Genomic DNA, 16,901 nt, shown 5'->3' with positions numbered 1-16,901 from the left:
AAGGTCACCTATCTAAGTCTTTCGGATGAAATTGTTTGGTGGCGGGATAGTCACCACTTAGAGCCGATACCATACCATCAGCATAGAAAATTGTAACAGCTTCTCCCAAAGATTGACGGTTTGATTTTAACCGACAGTTGGCATTGAGCAACGTATCACACTCGAAATGCAGCAGCCCTTGGCGAATAAAGAGTTGCTGACCTTGTAAGTGACTGCGATGGCCGTTTACCAAAGCAAACAGGTGCTGTTGTTTTAAGTGCGCCGCGCCTTGTTCGGTTAGTGGCCAATCGTTTTCGCGGTATTTGGTGCGAAACACATTGCCATATGCGCTGTAATACAACTGGAAAATATGGCCCGCTTGTAGGTGTTGGTGCAACTGATCATTAAGCTCATCGACACTTTGATGACTTAGTTTTTCCGCAATTTGGTCATCCATTCCCGCATGACTAAAGCAATAGCTGCCGGAAATATGTAATAGATTGAGCGAGCTGAAAAACCACGCAAATTCCCCTTCGGGTTGCACAAATAACCGGCGAGTCTGTTCCGCCGCTTGGTACAGTTGCTTGAGGTTAAAGCCTAATTCTGACCAGGCCTGGGTAAAATCATGCTTTTTACGGGCGATTTGCTGGCATTCTTTATTGATTTTTTTAGCCGATAAAAAAGGTTTGGCATGAACTGGGAAGTCATTAAACCAATCCTTATTGGGAAACAGTTTGGCGCGAATTTCAGCATCGGTTAGGGTTACTTCGGGTAAGTCTTGGCAATAGGCACGATAAACTTCAGCAAATAAATTAATCACTTTGCGACCCATGCGTACAAAGAAATGTGCCTGACAAGCATCCTCCATAAAATCAATTGCACGCAATCCGGCATACAGGCGAATATCATGATTCCCTGCCAGTATCACCAAATCCGTCGATCTCAGCTGTGCAATCAGTTTCAATAATTGTAAATTGCTTGGCCCTTTATCAAAACAATCGCCGCCAATAATAATTTGACCGCTCATCGCCTTAGTCGTTAATTGGATAGCCGACACAGTGCTATCCAAAGTCACTAAATGACTTAATTTCAGTGAACGTAAAAAGGCTTCAGCATCCGCGTGTAAATCGGTAAAAAAATAAGTGTCTTTAGTGGGTGCTAGCCAATTTTCTAAAGGCACCTGTATTGGCGAAGTGGCCTGCGCCTGCCAAGGCTCAACAGATTGTGCATAAATCATGGTTGTGTTTCCCGTATTTTCCAATCGCCGCCGATTTTTTGCCAGCCTTCATCTGGGTGGTATTTAAAAAACAATGGACGACCGTGGTGCATTGAATAACGTTGAATATCATCAAAGGGTAAAACGCCCATCCAATAGGCGGCATGTCGAAAAGCCGCGCCATGACCAACCACTGTTGTTAATCGGGTGGACGGATAGGCCAGTAACGCTTGTAGTCTTTGCAGAACTCGATAGCCGGCATCCAATAAAGATTCCGCGCCCAGCGCAGGCAAACAATAATGACTGTTCGATTTCCAATTGTCCGGCATAGGCGCATTGCGCGGATCGGCTTTAACGGCTTGTTCAATTTCAGCACGGGTCAGGTTGGCAAACGCGCCGACACACCGCTCATGCAAATCGTCCAGTGCCTTGCAGTCGAAATCTTGCGGAACCTGTTGCTGAAGGTGCTGCGACAGCACATCGCCTGTTTGCCAAGCGCGCAATAGTTGAGAGGTGAATACTGTGTTTTCTAGGGTCAGCTGCTGGGCGTGCGCAAATTCCGCAATGGCCAAAGCCGCTGCTTGCGCTTGTTGCTCACCTTGTGGCGTCAGCGCACCCGCCTGACACGCACTGGGCGTATCGGCGCGTTGATAGTACTCGCCATGACGAACAAACGCCAAATATTGTGGATAAGAATGAATCATGCTGCGCAGTATAACGTCGCAATTTGACCAGCAGATGATGACAAAATGACGGTTTTATAACAAAACCAAATACGATGAAGAGTTAACGATAATTGCTAAAACTGAATTAGCATATTTAATTAGTGTGATGATTTATAACGTGTTAATATGCAAAAGGTTTGTTTTTTAGAATGGCCGAAAATCCTGCTAATAACCGATACCTTGTCAAATTGACCGGTCTTACCAATATGCAGGCAAATAGTTGTGAGAATAACGCCAATACCCAATAAGTTGGCAATATTGCCTTGTACTAAATGTTAGCACTCAAAGGAGGTTCAATTGGCGGATGAACGATTCACAAGATGGCAGGGGCAAGCAATAGCACAACTATCAGTCGCTATTGCACTTATTACAGGCCTGTCAATTTCTAGCATAGCCGTTGGGTTCTCCCTTCTTCAAGACACAACTTTCACACCTTTAGGGTTATTCAAGGACATGTTCGTTTGGTCATTTCCATTACTTCTACTTGCAGCTATAGCTAGTGTTTTGTCTGTTGTATCAAGGCTACTAGACTTTCGACTTACAGCCAGAATGGTAAGAAAAAATAGCAACTCGGACTACACGAAACCACTAACAATCTTCTGGATTAGTTCTGAGGGATACGGCCGTATTACATGGTTTTTGTTTTGGCTTGCCTGTATTGCTTTTCTCTTTGGAGTGATTTTACTGTTCACATCCATAGGTACTACTTATGCAAACAACTTTTGGCCACAGCCAAATCCTTAGTGCTAACAATACACTCAACCCGACCGCGCTAATGCGTGGCTGGTTAGCTTAAACGTTAGGCAATAAAGGAGAAGGGTCTCATATGGTAGATTTCTTTGGAAATGGACTATGCATTCACTGCCATTTAGCAAAAAATGAGCTTAGGGATCTTGCAGGTTTCAATCAATTGTCTGAGGCTTCATGGAAAGAGAAAGATGACTCTTTACAGGAAGAACTATCCGAATTATTAAAAAAATATCCTGAAAAAAATCATGAAGATATTGTAGATAGTTATTCTTGGGATCTTCACCTTAATCAGTATAAATATCCCAGTTTGCATAGGGAGTCATTGGTTATCACAGTTTTTAACTTCCTCGAGCATCAGCTAAATTCTTTGTGTCACATATTTTATGAGAGCATTGACAGCGATATTAAACTGAAAGACATTCATGGCCAGGGAGTTGAAAGGGCACTATTGTTCTTAAAAAAAAGTGGTGAATGTTGATTTTTCATCCTTTGGTTCAGAGCTTCCAATAATAAAAGGTGTCAATCTGGTGAGGAATATCATTGTCCATAATGGCGGAACACTTCCGAGTGACGCTAAAGCAAAAGTGAATATATTTGTTTTCGGGGCCAAGCATCTGTCTGGTAATAAAGGAAGAGGAATAAATGTTAATTCTGAATTTATTGGGTATTTCATTGAAATATTGATAGATTTTTTCGATAAACTCGATCATGAAGTCCAAAAGCACATTCAGGAATATCATGCCAAATATTGATATATAGGACGGCGTCCTGTATATCTCACTGTTAGCGAGTGAAGCAAGTGACGTGCAAGTTATGCCAAAAGGAAAGGGAGTTGAAAAACTCCCATATCATACCGGAGTTCATTTACTCATCACTGTATGATGAAAAACATCGTTTTCATGAAATATCTGATGATGTAAAGAAGAAAAATAAAATGTCTCAAAAAGGCATAAGAGAAAAACTTCTTTGCTCAGAATGTGAACAACACCTTTCGAAATATGAAAGGTACGCAAGCCTCGTCCTTAATGGAGGTTTTAGCCTATCTGTACGTAATGAAGGAAGATTGGTTCATCTTGGTAATATTGACTATCAACAATTTAAACTATTTGCACTTTCGGTACTTTGGCGGGCTGGTGTCTCTAATTTAAGCGTTTTTAGCCAAGTAAAATTGGGGCCGCACGAAGAGAAGCTTCGGGTAATGGTGCTAAATGACAACCCAGGTACTGAGTATCAGTACCCTTTTATTTTGTCACCAATTATCCATGAAAATAAGGTTCAAGAGGCGCTTATAGTCGCGCCAACATGGACACGCCTTGAAAACCATTATGCATATCGTTTCGTCTTTGGTGGTATTGCATGGGTTTTTGTGGTCAGTGGCCATAAAGCTCCAAAATTTATCATCGATGCGTCAATAAACCGCGAGGATGAGCTTACAATGATTCCTTGGGAGCTATCAAATTTGAGGTTTATTACGGATATGGCACAAGAATTGGCACAACAAGACAAACTATGAAATCGCTAACAAGTACTGGCAGTAGGAAAAACCTACGCTGTGCCGCGGTTTTCCTCTGCTGTAGGCGTTAAGCCTTTTACATTAAAAGCACCATATTGATTGAAGCTATGAAAACTATTCCAATAGCCATTTGGTCGGTAGCATTGGGATCGCTAATCACTTTTCTCTATCAATAGGGTCAGACTCGATTGGTTTTGACCAGGCCTGGTCAAATTTGGTTGGGTTTTGTTCATTTAAGAGTGTGTGATTTCTGGGGGCGTTTATGCAGGATAAACAAGATCATTTAGCCATTCAAGTGGATGAAGTGCCATTGCGAGAGATGGTATCGAGTTACCCTGAGCCGTTTGCTTCGCAAATGGCGGGTCGTGCAAAGCGACAACTGGGTGACTTTTTCGGGCTGACAAACTTTGGGGTGAATCTAACCACCTTAGCGCCCCATGCGGTGTCGGCGATTCGTCATGCGCATTCTAAGCAGGATGAATTTCTTTATATTTTGCAGGGTCACCCAACTTTACATACGGATCAAGGTCCGATTGCGCTTGCGCCGGGTATGTGTTCAGGCATGAAGGCGGGAACAGGGCAGGCTTATAGTTTGTCTAATGACACGGAAGACGCGGTTGTTTATCTGGAGATTGGCGATAGAACACCGGGGGATGAGGTGACTTATCCCGATGATGATCTGCAAGCGATTCGCGTGGATGACCAATGGCAGTTTTTACACAAAGATGGCTCGCCTTATTAATGGGGTGAAACTATGTCCAAGGCGCTTGAGCAAGCAATATTGAACTGGGACGGCAAATCGGTTGCTGAGTTAGCTGGCATATTGGATGCCCATCTGCATGATGCAGATTTTATGGATTTCTTGATCGAGCTGGTGGGTCGTGAGACTTGTCAAAAGGGCGCGAGTTGGTTGCTTAAAGCCGCGTTTGAGCAGGGGCAGACAGTTTCTGCAAAACAAACAGCGGGGATTTTGGATCAATTACATTTGTTAACGGATTGGGAATCGAAGCTGCATGCGTTGCAATGTCTGCCATTTTTGACGATTGATGCACCACAAAAACTTCCGGTTGAGCAATTTTTAAGAGCGACTTTATGTGATCACAATAAGTTTGTTCGTGCTTGGGCTTATAACGGCTTTTATGTATTGGCCAAGCAGTATCCTGAGTATCAGACAGAAACCGAGCAGTTTTTCGAAATGGCGATGCGAGATGAAGCGCCCTCTGTAAAAGCAAGAATCCGTAATCTCCTCAAACAGGGTTTTTAAAAAAACTTTAACGCGCCTTACCTCTGTATTAACTATCCTTTAAATGATGAATGACTTAGCCAAAAAGCATTTTTGAGACGAGAAATTTCGTAGAATGCAGGCTTGCCGACTGGAATAACTGAGAAACCTTATGAAGACAGCTTTGTCGCCTTTTGTATTAATTGTGGTGGTGGCCTTAATTGGAATGCTGGCCCCTTTTTCAATTGATACTTACTTGCCGTGTTTTCCCTTTATTGAAGCCGAGTTGCATGCCACGCGTGCGATGCTAACGCAAACGTTGGCGGTGTATTTAGGATGCTTTGCCATTGCGACCTTGTTTTGGGGGCCAATGGCGGATAAGTGGGGGCGCAGGCCGATTATCTTAGGCAGTTTGCTGGGCTATTTGGCTGCATCGATTTTATGCGCGTTGGCAACCAGTTATGAGGTGTTATTACTGGGCCGTGCTTTGCAGGGGGTGATGGCAGCGGGCAGTATGGTGGCGAGCCGAGCGATGATTCGCGATTATTTTAAAGGTCAGGATGCGCAACGGGCGATGGCCATTATGATGATGTTGTTTGCCGCTGCACCGGCATTGGCACCGATTATTGGCGGTTGGTTGGAAGTCACCTTCGGTTGGCGCTCGGTGTTTTATTTCTTGGCACTGTATGCATTGTCAATCGTGCTGTTGTTTTATTTCCGAGTGGTTGAAACGCAGAATCCGGCGCATGTGCAGTCGATTCACCCAAGCCATATTGCACGCGGGTATTGGCATAGCTTATGGCACCCTTATTTTGTAAAAATTATTTTAGCGCAAGGGTTTCTGATTGGCGGTTTTTTTGTTTACGTCGCGGGGGCGGCCAGTCTGATTTATGACCACTTGCATTTATCTGAACAACAGTTCTGGTTGTTTTTCGTGCCTGTGGTGGCAGGGATTCTGTTTGGGTCGGTATTGGTGCACCGATTAAGTCATCGATTTAACAGTCTGCGCGTGGTGACGTTTGCGCTACTACTCGGTGGGTTAAGCGTGGCGACCAATGTGATTTTAGAAAGCCAGTTTGATGCAGCACCCTGGATGGTGATTGCGCCTTTGGTGCTCTATGCCGTTGGGTTTGCGATGGCAAATCCTGGTTTAACCATTGCCGCGCTTGATTGTTTGCCAAGTCGGAGGGGGATGGCCAGTTCGTTACAAAGTTTATTTCAAATGGGCACTGCCGGATTGGTTGCTGCTTTTGTAGTACCAGTTGTTGAGGACAGCTTACAGTGGATGGCGATTGCCCAGGCTTTATTGTTTTCAATGACGGGATTGTTATGGTTGAATGTGCGCCGTGCTATTTAGTCATATCATCTTGTGATAATATGTTTTATTTGAAAGTTTCTATTTCAGTTAATAACAGAAAGGGTGCCATTATGAAATTAAGCAAGGTGTTAGTTTTGGGGCTGGGCGTGAGTTTGAGCAGTGTCAGTTTTGCCAATTCCGCAGAGGTGGTTGAAGCACGAGCGTTAGCAAAGCAGTTTATGGGGAAATTAAAACCCGCATTGGGCGCAGCGATGAAAGCGGGTGGGCCTGTGCATGCTATTAGTGTGTGTAAAGATAAGGCTCCTAAGATTGCACAAGACATAAGCAAAAGTTCCGGCTGGGATATAAAACGGGTCAGTTTAAAAAATCGTTCTCCGATTGCAGAACCCGATGCGTGGGAAACTAAGGTGTTAAACCAGTTTGAACAACAGCAAGCCGAAGGTATGAAACCTAAGAATATTGAATATAGTGAAGTGGTGCAGGAGAATGGCCAGAAGACCTTTCGCTATATGAAAGCGATTGGGATTGGTAAAGGCCAGCCTTGTTTGCATTGTCATGGCACCAATTTGAATGACGGTGTTAAGCAGAAGTTGCAAGAACTCTATCCAAACGACAAAGCCACTGGCTATACCGTCGGCCAGATTCGCGGTGCTTTTAGTTTTAAAAAGGCGTTATAACCCGTCTATATCAAACCAGGCCTGGGCGTTTTTCACCGCGAAAACGCCGTTTTGAGCGTTAAATGTCACCAGGCCTGCCAGGTCGGAACTTGCTGTTTGGTTTGCCATTTCAAGGAATGCGTGAGCTGAAGTTGGCTGAGAAATGCGATGTCGTGCGAGACAATGATTAATGCGCCTTGGTATTGGTTGAGCATCTCAACCAATGCTTGGCTACTTGATAGGTCGATGTGGTTATTGGGTTCGTCCAATAACAACAGTTGCACGGGGGTGCGGCGATAAAGAACACACAATAAGGCGGCTTTCATACGCTCTCCACCACTTAACTGGCAACTGGGCAAGGTGACTTTGTCGGCACTTAAACCGATTAAGGCCAGTCGTTGTCTGGCATCGGATTCAGAGAAACCACTGCTTTGACGAAGCTGTTCCAAGACGTCTTTCTCTGGTTGTAACGGGTTGGCATGTTGATCGATATATGCACAAGATACAAAGCAGTGTCGATCACCTGAGTCAGCGGCGATTTGACCAGCGATAAGTTTTAACAGTGTTGATTTTCCACAGCCATTAGGGCCGATTAAAGCCAGTCGTTTCGGGCCGATTATCTCAAGGTTAAAAGGCTCTCCATTCATTAATCCAAAAGGCATCACCAGCTTGTGAAGCGTGACCATCATTTTGTTGTCGGTTACTTGTGTTTGGGGTGCAAACAAATATCGCGGAGTTTCTTTGGGGAGAGCTTGTGCCGCTTGCTGTACATTTTGGTTCAGTTGTTGGCGAGTGTCGCTAATGTGTCGATTCAGTTTGGCTGAAGTGTGTTGGCTGCGTTCTTTTTGGCAATCAAGCAGGCTTTTCGCTTGATTGGCAAATTTGTTTTCACGCTGACCGCTGGCCTGTTTTTTTTGTTGGCGTTCTTGTTGTCTTTGTAAGGCTTTCAATTCCACTTTGCGCTGTTGCTTGGCATGGTCAAGATTCGCCTGCAATGCTTGTTGTTCTGACAATTTTTGTTGTTGATAAAAATCGTAATTGCCGCCATATCGGTTAAGCCCTAACGCGCTTAATTCCAAAATACCATCCATCTCCTGCAATAATTGCACATCGTGACTGACAACTAAGATGCCTCCTTTCCAATCACGGATTTGTTGGAACAGTATTTGACGTTGCTGTATATCTAAGTGATTCGTCGGTTCGTCTAAAATTAGTAGATCAGCGTCGCTTAAAAATGCGCCAATGAGTGCAACACGGGTCATCTCTCCCCCACTGAGATGTTCGCAAGGTGTGGACAATTCTAAATGTGCTAAATCATATTGCTGGAGCTGAATCTGTATTTGGCGGTGAATATCCCAATGAGCCCCCACGATTTCAAAATCCGATTCTGCAATCGAGCCCTGTTCAATACGATCCAAAGCCGAAAGGATAGGGGCAATGGCCATTAAATCGGCAAGCGTATCCCCTTTTTGGGGTCGGATTTGTTGGGGCAAGTAATAGATGGAACCTTGTCGCTGGATGTGACCGTTACTCGGACTCAATTCGCCAGCGAGAATACAGGAAAGCGTGGTTTTTCCTACGCCATTATCTCCCACTAAACCGAGCGTTTCGTGACCGATTTTGCCATTGAGATTATCAAAAAGAACTTGGCCGTTTGGGTGTTGAAAGCCAAGGTGTTCAAAGTGGATTAGGGTGGTCATAAAGCCTCCAATTAATGCCTGATTCAGAAAAAAGTCAGAATAGGGCGGGCTAAGCCGCAGCATTAATGGCGCATTGGACCAATCTCCAGTTAAAAGAAATGAACTTCAATTGTAGGATAAAAATGCACTTTTCACAAATGCACAATACTGCCCAGGCCTGGTTAAATGTTCTTATATTGTGCTTTTCTATACCCAAAAAATCGATTAATTATGTAGCTAATGTGTATTAGCAAATGATGATGCGTGTTATCGCTGATTTTTTAGGAGTATGATTTGAGTATGAAAAATAAAATCCCTAAAAATAATAAGATTAATCGCATTAGCTTTTATATGGCTGGGCTGATATTTGCCTGGACACTGGCCATTGCTACTTCAGTTTATTTAAACTTAGAACACGATAAGCAGTCTTTTTATGCTGAGATGCATACCCAAGCCAAAACCATTCATATGATGGAAATGGGTTTCCGAAACTGGGTCATCAGTCATGGCGGAGTTTATGTGCCAATTGATGAAAAAACCCCGCCCAGCCAGTATTTGAAGAATGTTCCAGGTAGGGATATCAGCACTGAGTCGGGCAAACAGTTGACGCTCCTAAATTCCTCCTATGTGATGCGCCAAGTGAATGAACTCATGGATCAAAACAGTGAGCAGTTGCGCGGTCACATTACCAGCCTCAACCCAATTAATCCCACCAACAAAGCCGATTCATGGGAGATAACAGCGCTTCAAGCCTTTGAAGACGGTAAACAAGAAGTAACCGGCATTGAAGAAAAGGCGGATGGCACACGCTATTACCGTTTTATGCAGCCGATGCTTGTCGAAACGTCTTGTTTGAAGTGTCATGCGCATCAGGGATACCAAGTCGGCGATATTCGTGGCGGTATCAGTGTTTCAATTCCTGTCGATGATTTACTAACCATTGAAAATGCGAAAATTAAAACCTTATTGATTGGGCATGGTGGAATTTGGCTATTAGGGATTGCCGGAATATTTTTTGGCGGACGTCGTCAGCTGCAGACATTAATATCTGTTAAGAAAAGCGAAGCGGAAGTTAGGTTGCTGACGGATTCAATTGCCCATGCGATTTATGGTCAGAATCTAAAAGGGCAATGTACTTTTGCGAATGCGGCTTGTGTCAGTCTTTTGGGATATGAGCATGAATCCGAGTTATTGGGTCAGGATATGCATGCTCTAATCCATTATCGGCGCCCAGACGGCTCGCCCTACCCAGAATCAGAATGTCCAACTCATAGAAGTGTCCAAGAAGGGAAAGCCTTTCATATTGATGAGGAGGTGCTTTGGCGAAAAGACGGCACCAGTTTTCCTGCGGCCTATTGGTCTTACCCGATAAAGCATGATAGCAAGACGATTGGCGCAGTGACTACCTTTATGGATATCACTGAACAGAAGCATACTCATGAAGAACTCAGGCAGTCGCAAAAACTGCTAGATACCATTGTGGAGTATATTCCTGCGATGCTGTTCTTAAAAGATGCTAAGGATTTGCGTTTTGAGCGATTTAACCAAGCGGGTGAAAAGTTGCTAGGCTACTCTCAAGAGCAATTGATCGGTAAGAATGACTTTGATTTTTTCTCGAAAGAGCAGGCCGAATTCTTCACGCAGAAGGATCGGTCTGTGATTGATGGTCATAAAGTGTTGGAAATACCAGAAGAACCCATAGCGACAGTCGATGGACAACAGAAATGGTTACATACTCTAAAAGTAGGGCTTTATGACGAACAGAACAATCCGACCCATTTACTGGGTATTTCCATGGATATCACCGAGCGTAAACTGGCCGAGCAACAGCTTAGCCAAAGTCAACAAGACCTCGCTGAAGCACAACGTATGGCGCATATTGGGAGCTGGAATCTGGATTTGATTTCTAATAAACTTTCTTGGTCAAATGAGATTTATCGAATCTTTGAAATGGAGCCTAATCAGTTCGGTGGTTCTTATGAAGCCTTTTTGGATGCAATACATCCAGAAGACAGAGAGAGGGTCGAAGAGGCTTTTGCTAATGCGCTCATCGACCATCAACCATACCAAATCGAGCACCGTTTATTAATGGCAGACGGCCGCATCAAGTATATCCTTGAACGCGTTGAAATAAAGTGTGACGCTAGTGGCAAACCATTCTACTCATCAGGTACAACACAAGATATTACCGATCTCAAACTGGCTGAAATTCGTCTTGAACATGCGAATCGAGCATTGCAAGCATTAAGTACGGTTAATCGGGAACTGGTGCATGTGACTGAGGAAGAGGCTTTGCTGCAGGCAATCTGTTTAGCTATAGTTAAACAGAGGGGCTATCGTATGGCATGGGTAGGGTATGCACAGTATGATCGTGGAAAGTCGATTAGAAAGATGGCCAGTGCCGGTGATCAAGATGGTATTCTCGATAATATACGCCCTAGTTGGTCTGAAGATAAGAATGGAGAAGGGCCGAGTGGTCAAGCGGTGCGGAGCGGGAAAACACAGATTGTAAATGATATCGCGCAAGAAACACGCTACCCTAGCTGGAAAGCTGAATTGATCCAAAATGGCTGTAATTCAAGTGTTGCACTGCCATTGAACATCAATCAGCAGGTGTTTGGCATTTTGCACGTTTATGCAGAAGAGGTGAATGCTTTTACACAGGATGAGGTCAACCTTTTAGAAGAAATGGCAGATGATTTGGCCTTTGGTGTTAAAACCCTACGAGTCCGATCGGAGCGAGATAAAGCCATGGAGCAAAATGCACAGCATTTTAAACAAATGCATGACAGTCTTGTTGGAACGGTTGACGCAATTGCTCGAGCGGTCGAGGCGAGAGATCCGTATACAGCCGGTCATCAGCGCCGGGTGGCGAGCCTTTCTTGTGCGATTGCGAAACGAATGGGACTGGATGATGACCAGATTGAAGGTATTCACATGGGGGCGACAATTCATGATATCGGCAAGATTCAGGTTCCGGCTGAATTATTGGTTAAGCCGACAAAGTTGACTGCAATTGAGTATATGATGATTCAGAACCACGCTCAGGTTGGCTATGACATTCTTAAAGATATTCACTTCCCTTGGCCAGTGGCCGCTATTGCTTATCAGCACCATGAACGTATTGATGGGTCAGGGTATCCTCAAGGCTTAAAAGGCGATGAGATATGTTTAGAAGCGCGCATTGTTGCAGTGGCGGATGTGGTAGAAGCCATGGCATCCCATAGGCCATACAAGACAGCTCTGGGTATTGAAGTGGCGTTGGATGAGATTAAACAAAATAGAGGTAGCTTGTACGCCACGGATGCTGTTGATGCTTGTTTGAAAGTATTTTCTGAAGACGGGTTTGAGTTTGAAGTGGATTAGAGGGTAATCCTAGGCTTTCCATTTCCTTAGATTCGTTTTTGATCAGAATAGCGGCTTTTCCATAATAAAATCATCCATCACAAAACCATTTCCGATGTCTTTTTGTTGTTCATCAACAATGCAAAATCCTTGTCGCTGATACCAGCCAATCGGATGTTGGTTATGTCGATTAACCGTTAGCCATAACGCCTTGAGCCTCTGATGATGGCTGACCTGTTCAGCATGATCTAGCAGTGCTTTGCCAACGCCTGTCCCTCTTACTCCAGCAGAAACATAAAGTTTACTGAGCATCATTTTGTTTTGAACTGGGTTGGCAATCAATGCCATATAGCCAATCATCTGATCCGTCACTTGCACTGAAAAATACTCGACACTTTCAAAGTTGATTTGTTGTTGAATGGCCTCGGTACTTTGAAAGTGTTTTAGCATATAGCGCACTTGTGCTTCGCCAATAATTGGCGTGAAATGTTGGCGCCAAATTTGAGCTGCTAAATGGGCGACGGCTTCAATCTGTTGTTGAGTTATGATTGGTACAATCGTAAGGTCTGGTTGTTTCATTTTGACTACTTTCTTAAAACCACCACTGGCCGGATTGCAAGATCAACTGGGCCATCTTGTCATAGCCATTGGCTTTAGGATGAGCACCGTCGTTTTGAGCAATCTCAGCCAGATATGCTGAGTCTTGAACTAAGGCATCAAACAAGACGATAAAGGGGATCCCTGCTTGTTCGGCTTCAAACTGCATCGACTTCGATAGGGTTTGGATGCGTTGGTTTTGCGTGTCATCGTTGACAGGCGGAGGACCAATGACCAGACCCTTTGTACCTTCTGGGTCTGGTGAATCTTGCATCAAAACCAGCATCTTTTGAATATTTTGGATTGAGGTTTCGAAATCAACTCGGAGTTTCCCATCTTCAAATACCGTGTCGTTGACACCGCAGCTGAGTACAATTCGATTGTCGCAATCCGCTTGCTGGCGTTGCGAAATTTCTGACCACCGTTGCAGAATATCGGTTGAGGTATTGCGACGAATGCCGAGATTGTAATAGGTTATCTCATGTTCTGGCTGTTGTGCCTGCGCGCATAATCGCCCTGCCCAACCCAGCATTTGTGGGTCGCCAGTACCGTTTACAAAAGAGTCGCCAATAAAACAAATACGGGTGTCGCTCATGGTCATTAAGCTCGTTGGTATCAGGAGGTGATTGTCGAGTGAAAAGCGTAACCGCAAATTCCTGACTTGCTTACTGAAGAGGGGCAAGTCAGAGAAAAAGAGAGTTGACTAGAGTGCAAAATCATCAAAGTCGCTGGTGTCGACTGCTGAATCAACTTGGCCGACCAAATAAGAACTGATTTCAGATTCCTGTGGGGCAACTTGTACATTGTCGGAGACCAACCAGTTGTTCATCCAAGGCAAAGGGTTGCTTTTGTTTTCAAAAATCGGATTGAGTTTAATCGCTTTGATGCGAGTGTTGGTAATGTATTCCACATAGTCTTTTAAGATGCTGGCATTTAAGCCGATCATGGAACCATCTTTAAACAGATAATCAGCCCATTGCTTTTCTTGTTCGGCGGCTTCGCGGAAAATCTCGTAAACCGTTTCTTCATTTTCTTTGGCAATCGCCATCATTTCAGGATCGTCTTTGCCTTCGGCCATGATATTGATGATGTTTTGGGTGCCAGATAGGTGAAGGGCTTCATCCCGAGCAATCAGTTTAATAATTTTGGCATTGCCTTCCATCAATGAACGTTCGGCAAATGAGAAGCTACAGGCGAAAGACACATAAAAACGAATGGCTTCCAGTACATTGACCGAGACAATGGTCAGATAAAGCGCGGTTTTAATTTGTTTGCGGAAGGCATCGTCTTTGGCTAAATCAATTTCTTCCGCATACATTTTATTCGTGAGCGCGATGAGGCGGTCATAATAAACCGTCACACTGACGGCGCGTTTAACAATTTGTTCATTGGCGACAATATCATCAAAAACCAGCGAGGGGTCTGACACAATATTGCGAATAATGTGGGTATAGGAACGACTGTGAATGGTTTCCGAAAAAGACCAAGTTTCAATCCAGGTTTCGAGTTCGGGAATAGAGACCAACGGCAATAAAGCGACGTTTGGTGAACGACCTTGCACTGAATCTAGCAAGGTTTGATATTTTAAATTGCTGATAAAAACATGTTGTTCGTGCGGCGGGAGGTTGGCATATTCGCCTCGATCTGACGATAAATCCACTTCTTCAGGACGCCAGAAAAAACTCAGTTGTTTTTCAATGAGCTTTTCAAAAATGGCATGTTTTTGTTGGTCATAGCGAGCAACATTGACATTTTGACCAAAAAACATCGGCTCTTTTAAGGCATTGTTGGATGAACGGCAGAAGGTAGAATAAGAATGTTTTTCGTTACAGCTCATAGCGGATAAATCCTAAAAAGAGATCATAAATAACCTTCGGCGTTAAGTTTGAAACTCATGCAAAAGGGGTTTAAAAAAGTTGATGAGAAATTGTAGCCTATTTAAGGCTCGCCTTCTACTCATTTAGCTTGGCTTCAAGCTGCTCCCATTGCTCGAAAGCGGCTTCCAAAGCGGTTTCATATTCATTCAGAAGGTCAATCTGTTGCTGGGCATCGTCTCGCTGATAAAAGACCGGATCGCTCATTTGTTGTTGCAGGCTTTCCAGTTGTTGCTCCAAGGTTTCAATTTGTTGCGGCAAGGCATCATATTGACGTTGTTCATTAAAGCTAAGCTTTTTGGTTTTTTTAACCGGTGCTGATTTTTGTCCAGATCCGTTGTGCCCTTCGGCTATGGTGCTCTTGGCGTCGGATTTGTCTTTGGTAGATGTCTCGGCAATCGGCTGCTGAAAGTGTGCCGGTCTTTGACGTAACCAGTCGTCATACCCACCGATATATTCATTGACTTCACCGGGTGCGTCAAACACGATGGAGCTAGTGGCGACACTGTTTAAAAAGGCGCGGTCATGACTGACAATGAGCACCGTGCCTGGGTAATTTAGTAACAACTCTTCAAGCAATTCGAGTGTTTCGATGTCTAAGTCATTAGTCGGTTCATCGAGAATTAGTAAGTTGGAGGGTTTTGAAAACACTCTGGCTAACAGTAAACGATTTCTTTCTCCACCAGACAAGGCTTTAACCGGTTGGCGTGCTCTTTCGGGCGTGAATAGGAAATCTGCCAAATAGCCCATAATGTGCTTGCGTTGACCATTGATTTCAATATAGTCCGATTCTTCTAAAACGCTTTCCACGACCACTTTGTTCTCATCGAGTTGGTCACGGTGTTGGTCAAAGTAGGCAATTTGAATATTGGTGCCGATTTTGACACTGCCAGATTGGGGTTCCAATTTGCCCAGCAGCAGTTTGAGTAATGTTGATTTACCACAGCCATTGGCGCCAATAATGCCGACCTTATCGCCTCGTAAAATCAGTGTTGAGAAATCTTGAACCACTGGCTTATTCGGCCAAGCAAAACAGAGATCATTGACTTCAATGACCTGTTTGCCTGAATTGCCGCCTTGGTTAAATTGTAGATTAGCCTTACCTTGTTGACTGCGACGCGCCTTATGTTCTTCGCGCAGTTTTTCCAAGGCTCTAACACGTCCTTCATTTCGGGTGCGACGCGCTTTAATGCCTTGGCGAATCCACTTTTCTTCTTGCACTAATTTCTTGTCAAACTCAGCATTGGTTTTGGCTTCGGATTCTAATTGCGCCTGTTTACGCTCTAAATAGGTGGCGTAATCGCATTCCCAGTTATGCAGGTGTCCACGGTCTAGCTCAACAATACGGGTTGCCAAAGCTTGTAGGAAGGAGCGGTCATGGGTAATAAACACCAGACTACAATTCAGATTTTTTAAGAAGCTTTCTAACCATTGGATGGAGGGGATATCTAAGTGGTTGGTCGGTTCATCCAACAGCAAAATATCCGGTTCTTGTACCAGGGCTTGCGCCAATAACACGCGTCGTTTCATGCCACCAGACAGCGATGAAAATTCGGCATCCGCTGGTAGTGACAATTTGGAAATAATGGCATCGACGCGCTGATTGAGTGCCCAACCATCTTGTGCATCAATCGCCTGCTGCACTTTGGTCAATTGATTCATGAGTGCTTCAGAATAGTCTTCGGCCATCGCATGACTGAGTTGATGAAAGCGTTCAAGTTGTTCGCCTATATCGCCTAAGCCTAAGGCAATAATATGAAATACGCTACCACTCACATCATGGGGTACTTCTTGTTGCAGTTTGGCAATGTGAACGCCATCTTGCACAATCCGCGTACCCGCGTCTGCCTGTAGGGTGTTTTCAATGACCTTGAGCAGCGTGGATTTTCCTTCGCCATTGCGGCCGACAATACAGACGCGTTCATTGGCTTCGACTTTAAAAGAAACATTATCAAGCAGAATTTGGGTGCCGAAGCTGAGGTGAAGGTCGCGTAAAAATAGCAAAGCCATATAGGGGTCTCTAAAAA

At 44.3% G+C, this 16,901-nt stretch carries 15 protein-coding genes; 8 read left to right on the top strand and 7 right to left on the bottom strand.

Features of this window, described 5'->3' with window-relative positions; translation table 11 throughout:
• Nucleotides 1–4: 4 nt before the first annotated feature.
• Both CYQ88_RS06180 and CYQ88_RS06175 read right to left on the bottom strand, forming a co-directional pair.
• Nucleotides 5–1,216, bottom strand: coding sequence for a metallophosphoesterase (locus CYQ88_RS06180; protein ID WP_233188826.1), 1,212 nt, complete (start codon nt 1,214–1,216; stop codon nt 5–7).
• The gene (locus CYQ88_RS06175; RefSeq protein WP_101840484.1) at nt 1,213–1,899 is read right to left on the bottom strand and encodes a histidine phosphatase family protein; all 687 of its coding nucleotides are present in this window, start codon (nt 1,897–1,899) and stop codon (nt 1,213–1,215) included. Before CYQ88_RS06175 ends, CYQ88_RS06180 begins: the two co-directional genes overlap by 4 nt.
• A gap of 847 nt (nt 1,900–2,746) precedes the next feature.
• Here CYQ88_RS06175 and CYQ88_RS11575 point away from each other — a divergent pair.
• The 7 genes from CYQ88_RS11575 (at nt 2,747) to CYQ88_RS06140 (ending at nt 7,400) form a co-directional block, all read left to right on the top strand.
• Nucleotides 2,747–3,148, top strand: coding sequence for a hypothetical protein (locus tag CYQ88_RS11575; protein ID WP_199170171.1), 402 nt, complete (start codon nt 2,747–2,749; stop codon nt 3,146–3,148).
• Nucleotides 3,138–3,422 carry a hypothetical protein gene (locus CYQ88_RS11570; protein WP_199170170.1) on the top strand — a complete coding sequence of 95 codons (285 nt, stop codon included), beginning with the start codon at nt 3,138–3,140 and terminating at the stop codon, nt 3,420–3,422. Before CYQ88_RS11575 ends, CYQ88_RS11570 begins: the two co-directional genes overlap by 11 nt.
• A gap of 80 nt (nt 3,423–3,502) precedes the next feature.
• Nucleotides 3,503–4,183 (top strand): hypothetical protein, encoded by a 681-nt coding sequence (locus CYQ88_RS06160; protein ID WP_101840482.1) that lies wholly within the window; start codon nt 3,503–3,505, stop codon nt 4,181–4,183.
• A 262-nt stretch (nt 4,184–4,445) separates the two neighbouring features.
• On the top strand, nt 4,446–4,925 hold the full coding sequence (locus CYQ88_RS06155) for a cupin domain-containing protein (protein WP_101840481.1): 480 nt from the start codon (nt 4,446–4,448) through the stop codon (nt 4,923–4,925).
• 12 nt (nt 4,926–4,937) lie between these two features.
• Complete coding sequence (locus CYQ88_RS06150; protein ID WP_101840480.1) at nt 4,938–5,447, top strand: hypothetical protein; 510 nt, start codon at nt 4,938–4,940, stop codon at nt 5,445–5,447.
• A 130-nt stretch (nt 5,448–5,577) separates the two neighbouring features.
• Entirely contained in the window at nt 5,578–6,762 is a 1,185-nt protein-coding gene (locus CYQ88_RS06145; RefSeq protein WP_101840479.1) for a multidrug effflux MFS transporter, read from the top strand.
• A gap of 71 nt (nt 6,763–6,833) precedes the next feature.
• Nucleotides 6,834–7,400 carry a DUF3365 domain-containing protein gene (locus CYQ88_RS06140; RefSeq protein ID WP_158236020.1) on the top strand — a complete coding sequence of 189 codons (567 nt, stop codon included), beginning with the start codon at nt 6,834–6,836 and terminating at the stop codon, nt 7,398–7,400.
• A 65-nt stretch (nt 7,401–7,465) separates the two neighbouring features.
• On the opposite strand, the gene CYQ88_RS06135 is transcribed toward CYQ88_RS06140, so the two are convergent.
• A complete protein-coding gene (locus CYQ88_RS06135; protein ID WP_101840503.1) occupies nt 7,466–9,079 on the bottom strand; it encodes an ABC-F family ATP-binding cassette domain-containing protein in 1,614 nt (537 codons plus the stop codon).
• A gap of 279 nt (nt 9,080–9,358) precedes the next feature.
• Here CYQ88_RS06135 and CYQ88_RS06130 point away from each other — a divergent pair, with 279 nt between their 5' ends.
• Nucleotides 9,359–12,424 (top strand): HD domain-containing phosphohydrolase, encoded by a 3,066-nt coding sequence (locus CYQ88_RS06130; RefSeq protein ID WP_101840477.1) that lies wholly within the window; start codon nt 9,359–9,361, stop codon nt 12,422–12,424.
• 42 nt (nt 12,425–12,466) lie between these two features.
• Here the strand turns inward: CYQ88_RS06130 and CYQ88_RS06125 are convergent, their stop codons facing one another.
• The 4 genes from CYQ88_RS06125 to CYQ88_RS06110 all read right to left on the bottom strand — a co-directional run bounded on the left by CYQ88_RS06125 (nt 12,467) and on the right by CYQ88_RS06110 (nt 16,884).
• Nucleotides 12,467–12,982: an N-acetyltransferase gene (locus tag CYQ88_RS06125; RefSeq protein WP_101840476.1), complete on the bottom strand. Its 516-nt coding sequence runs from the start codon at nt 12,980–12,982 to the stop codon at nt 12,467–12,469.
• Between the two features lie 13 nt (nt 12,983–12,995).
• Nucleotides 12,996–13,601, bottom strand: coding sequence for a GDSL-type esterase/lipase family protein (locus tag CYQ88_RS06120; protein WP_101840475.1), 606 nt, complete (start codon nt 13,599–13,601; stop codon nt 12,996–12,998).
• A gap of 102 nt (nt 13,602–13,703) precedes the next feature.
• Nucleotides 13,704–14,837, bottom strand: a complete 1,134-nt coding sequence (gene nrdB, locus CYQ88_RS06115) for a class Ia ribonucleoside-diphosphate reductase subunit beta (RefSeq protein WP_101840474.1) — start codon at nt 14,835–14,837, stop codon at nt 13,704–13,706.
• 115 nt (nt 14,838–14,952) lie between these two features.
• Complete coding sequence (locus tag CYQ88_RS06110; protein WP_101840473.1) at nt 14,953–16,884, bottom strand: ATP-binding cassette domain-containing protein; 1,932 nt, start codon at nt 16,882–16,884, stop codon at nt 14,953–14,955.
• Between the last annotated feature and the right edge of the window lie 17 nt (nt 16,885–16,901).

Source organism: Hydrogenovibrio sp. SC-1 (assembly GCF_002848135.1).
Lineage (GTDB): Bacteria > Pseudomonadota > Gammaproteobacteria > Thiomicrospirales > Thiomicrospiraceae > Hydrogenovibrio.
Note: the sequence above shows the minus strand (reverse complement) of the source record. Positions and strands in the feature narration are given on the sequence as shown.

Excerpts from the sequence above, each read along its gene's own strand:
- CYQ88_RS06155 (WP_101840481.1), top strand. The coding sequence starts at position 4,446 with ATGCAGGATAAACAAGATCATTTAGCCATTCAAGTGGATGAAGTGCCA.
- CYQ88_RS06180 (WP_233188826.1), bottom strand. The coding sequence starts at position 1,216 with ATGATTTATGCACAATCTGTTGAGCCTTGGCAGGCGCAGGCCACTTCG.
- CYQ88_RS06175 (WP_101840484.1), bottom strand. The coding sequence starts at position 1,899 with ATGATTCATTCTTATCCACAATATTTGGCGTTTGTTCGTCATGGCGAG.
- CYQ88_RS06110 (WP_101840473.1), bottom strand. The coding sequence starts at position 16,884 with ATGGCTTTGCTATTTTTACGCGACCTTCACCTCAGCTTCGGCACCCAA.
- CYQ88_RS06120 (WP_101840475.1), bottom strand. The coding sequence starts at position 13,601 with ATGACCATGAGCGACACCCGTATTTGTTTTATTGGCGACTCTTTTGTA.
- nrdB (WP_101840474.1), bottom strand. The coding sequence starts at position 14,837 with ATGAGCTGTAACGAAAAACATTCTTATTCTACCTTCTGCCGTTCATCC.
- CYQ88_RS11575 (WP_199170171.1), top strand. The coding sequence starts at position 2,747 with ATGGTAGATTTCTTTGGAAATGGACTATGCATTCACTGCCATTTAGCA.
- CYQ88_RS06135 (WP_101840503.1), bottom strand. The coding sequence starts at position 9,079 with ATGACCACCCTAATCCACTTTGAACACCTTGGCTTTCAACACCCAAAC.
- CYQ88_RS06130 (WP_101840477.1), top strand. The coding sequence starts at position 9,359 with ATGAAAAATAAAATCCCTAAAAATAATAAGATTAATCGCATTAGCTTT.
- CYQ88_RS06125 (WP_101840476.1), bottom strand. The coding sequence starts at position 12,982 with ATGAAACAACCAGACCTTACGATTGTACCAATCATAACTCAACAACAG.
- CYQ88_RS06140 (WP_158236020.1), top strand. The coding sequence starts at position 6,834 with ATGAAATTAAGCAAGGTGTTAGTTTTGGGGCTGGGCGTGAGTTTGAGC.
- CYQ88_RS06145 (WP_101840479.1), top strand. The coding sequence starts at position 5,578 with ATGAAGACAGCTTTGTCGCCTTTTGTATTAATTGTGGTGGTGGCCTTA.
- CYQ88_RS06150 (WP_101840480.1), top strand. The coding sequence starts at position 4,938 with ATGTCCAAGGCGCTTGAGCAAGCAATATTGAACTGGGACGGCAAATCG.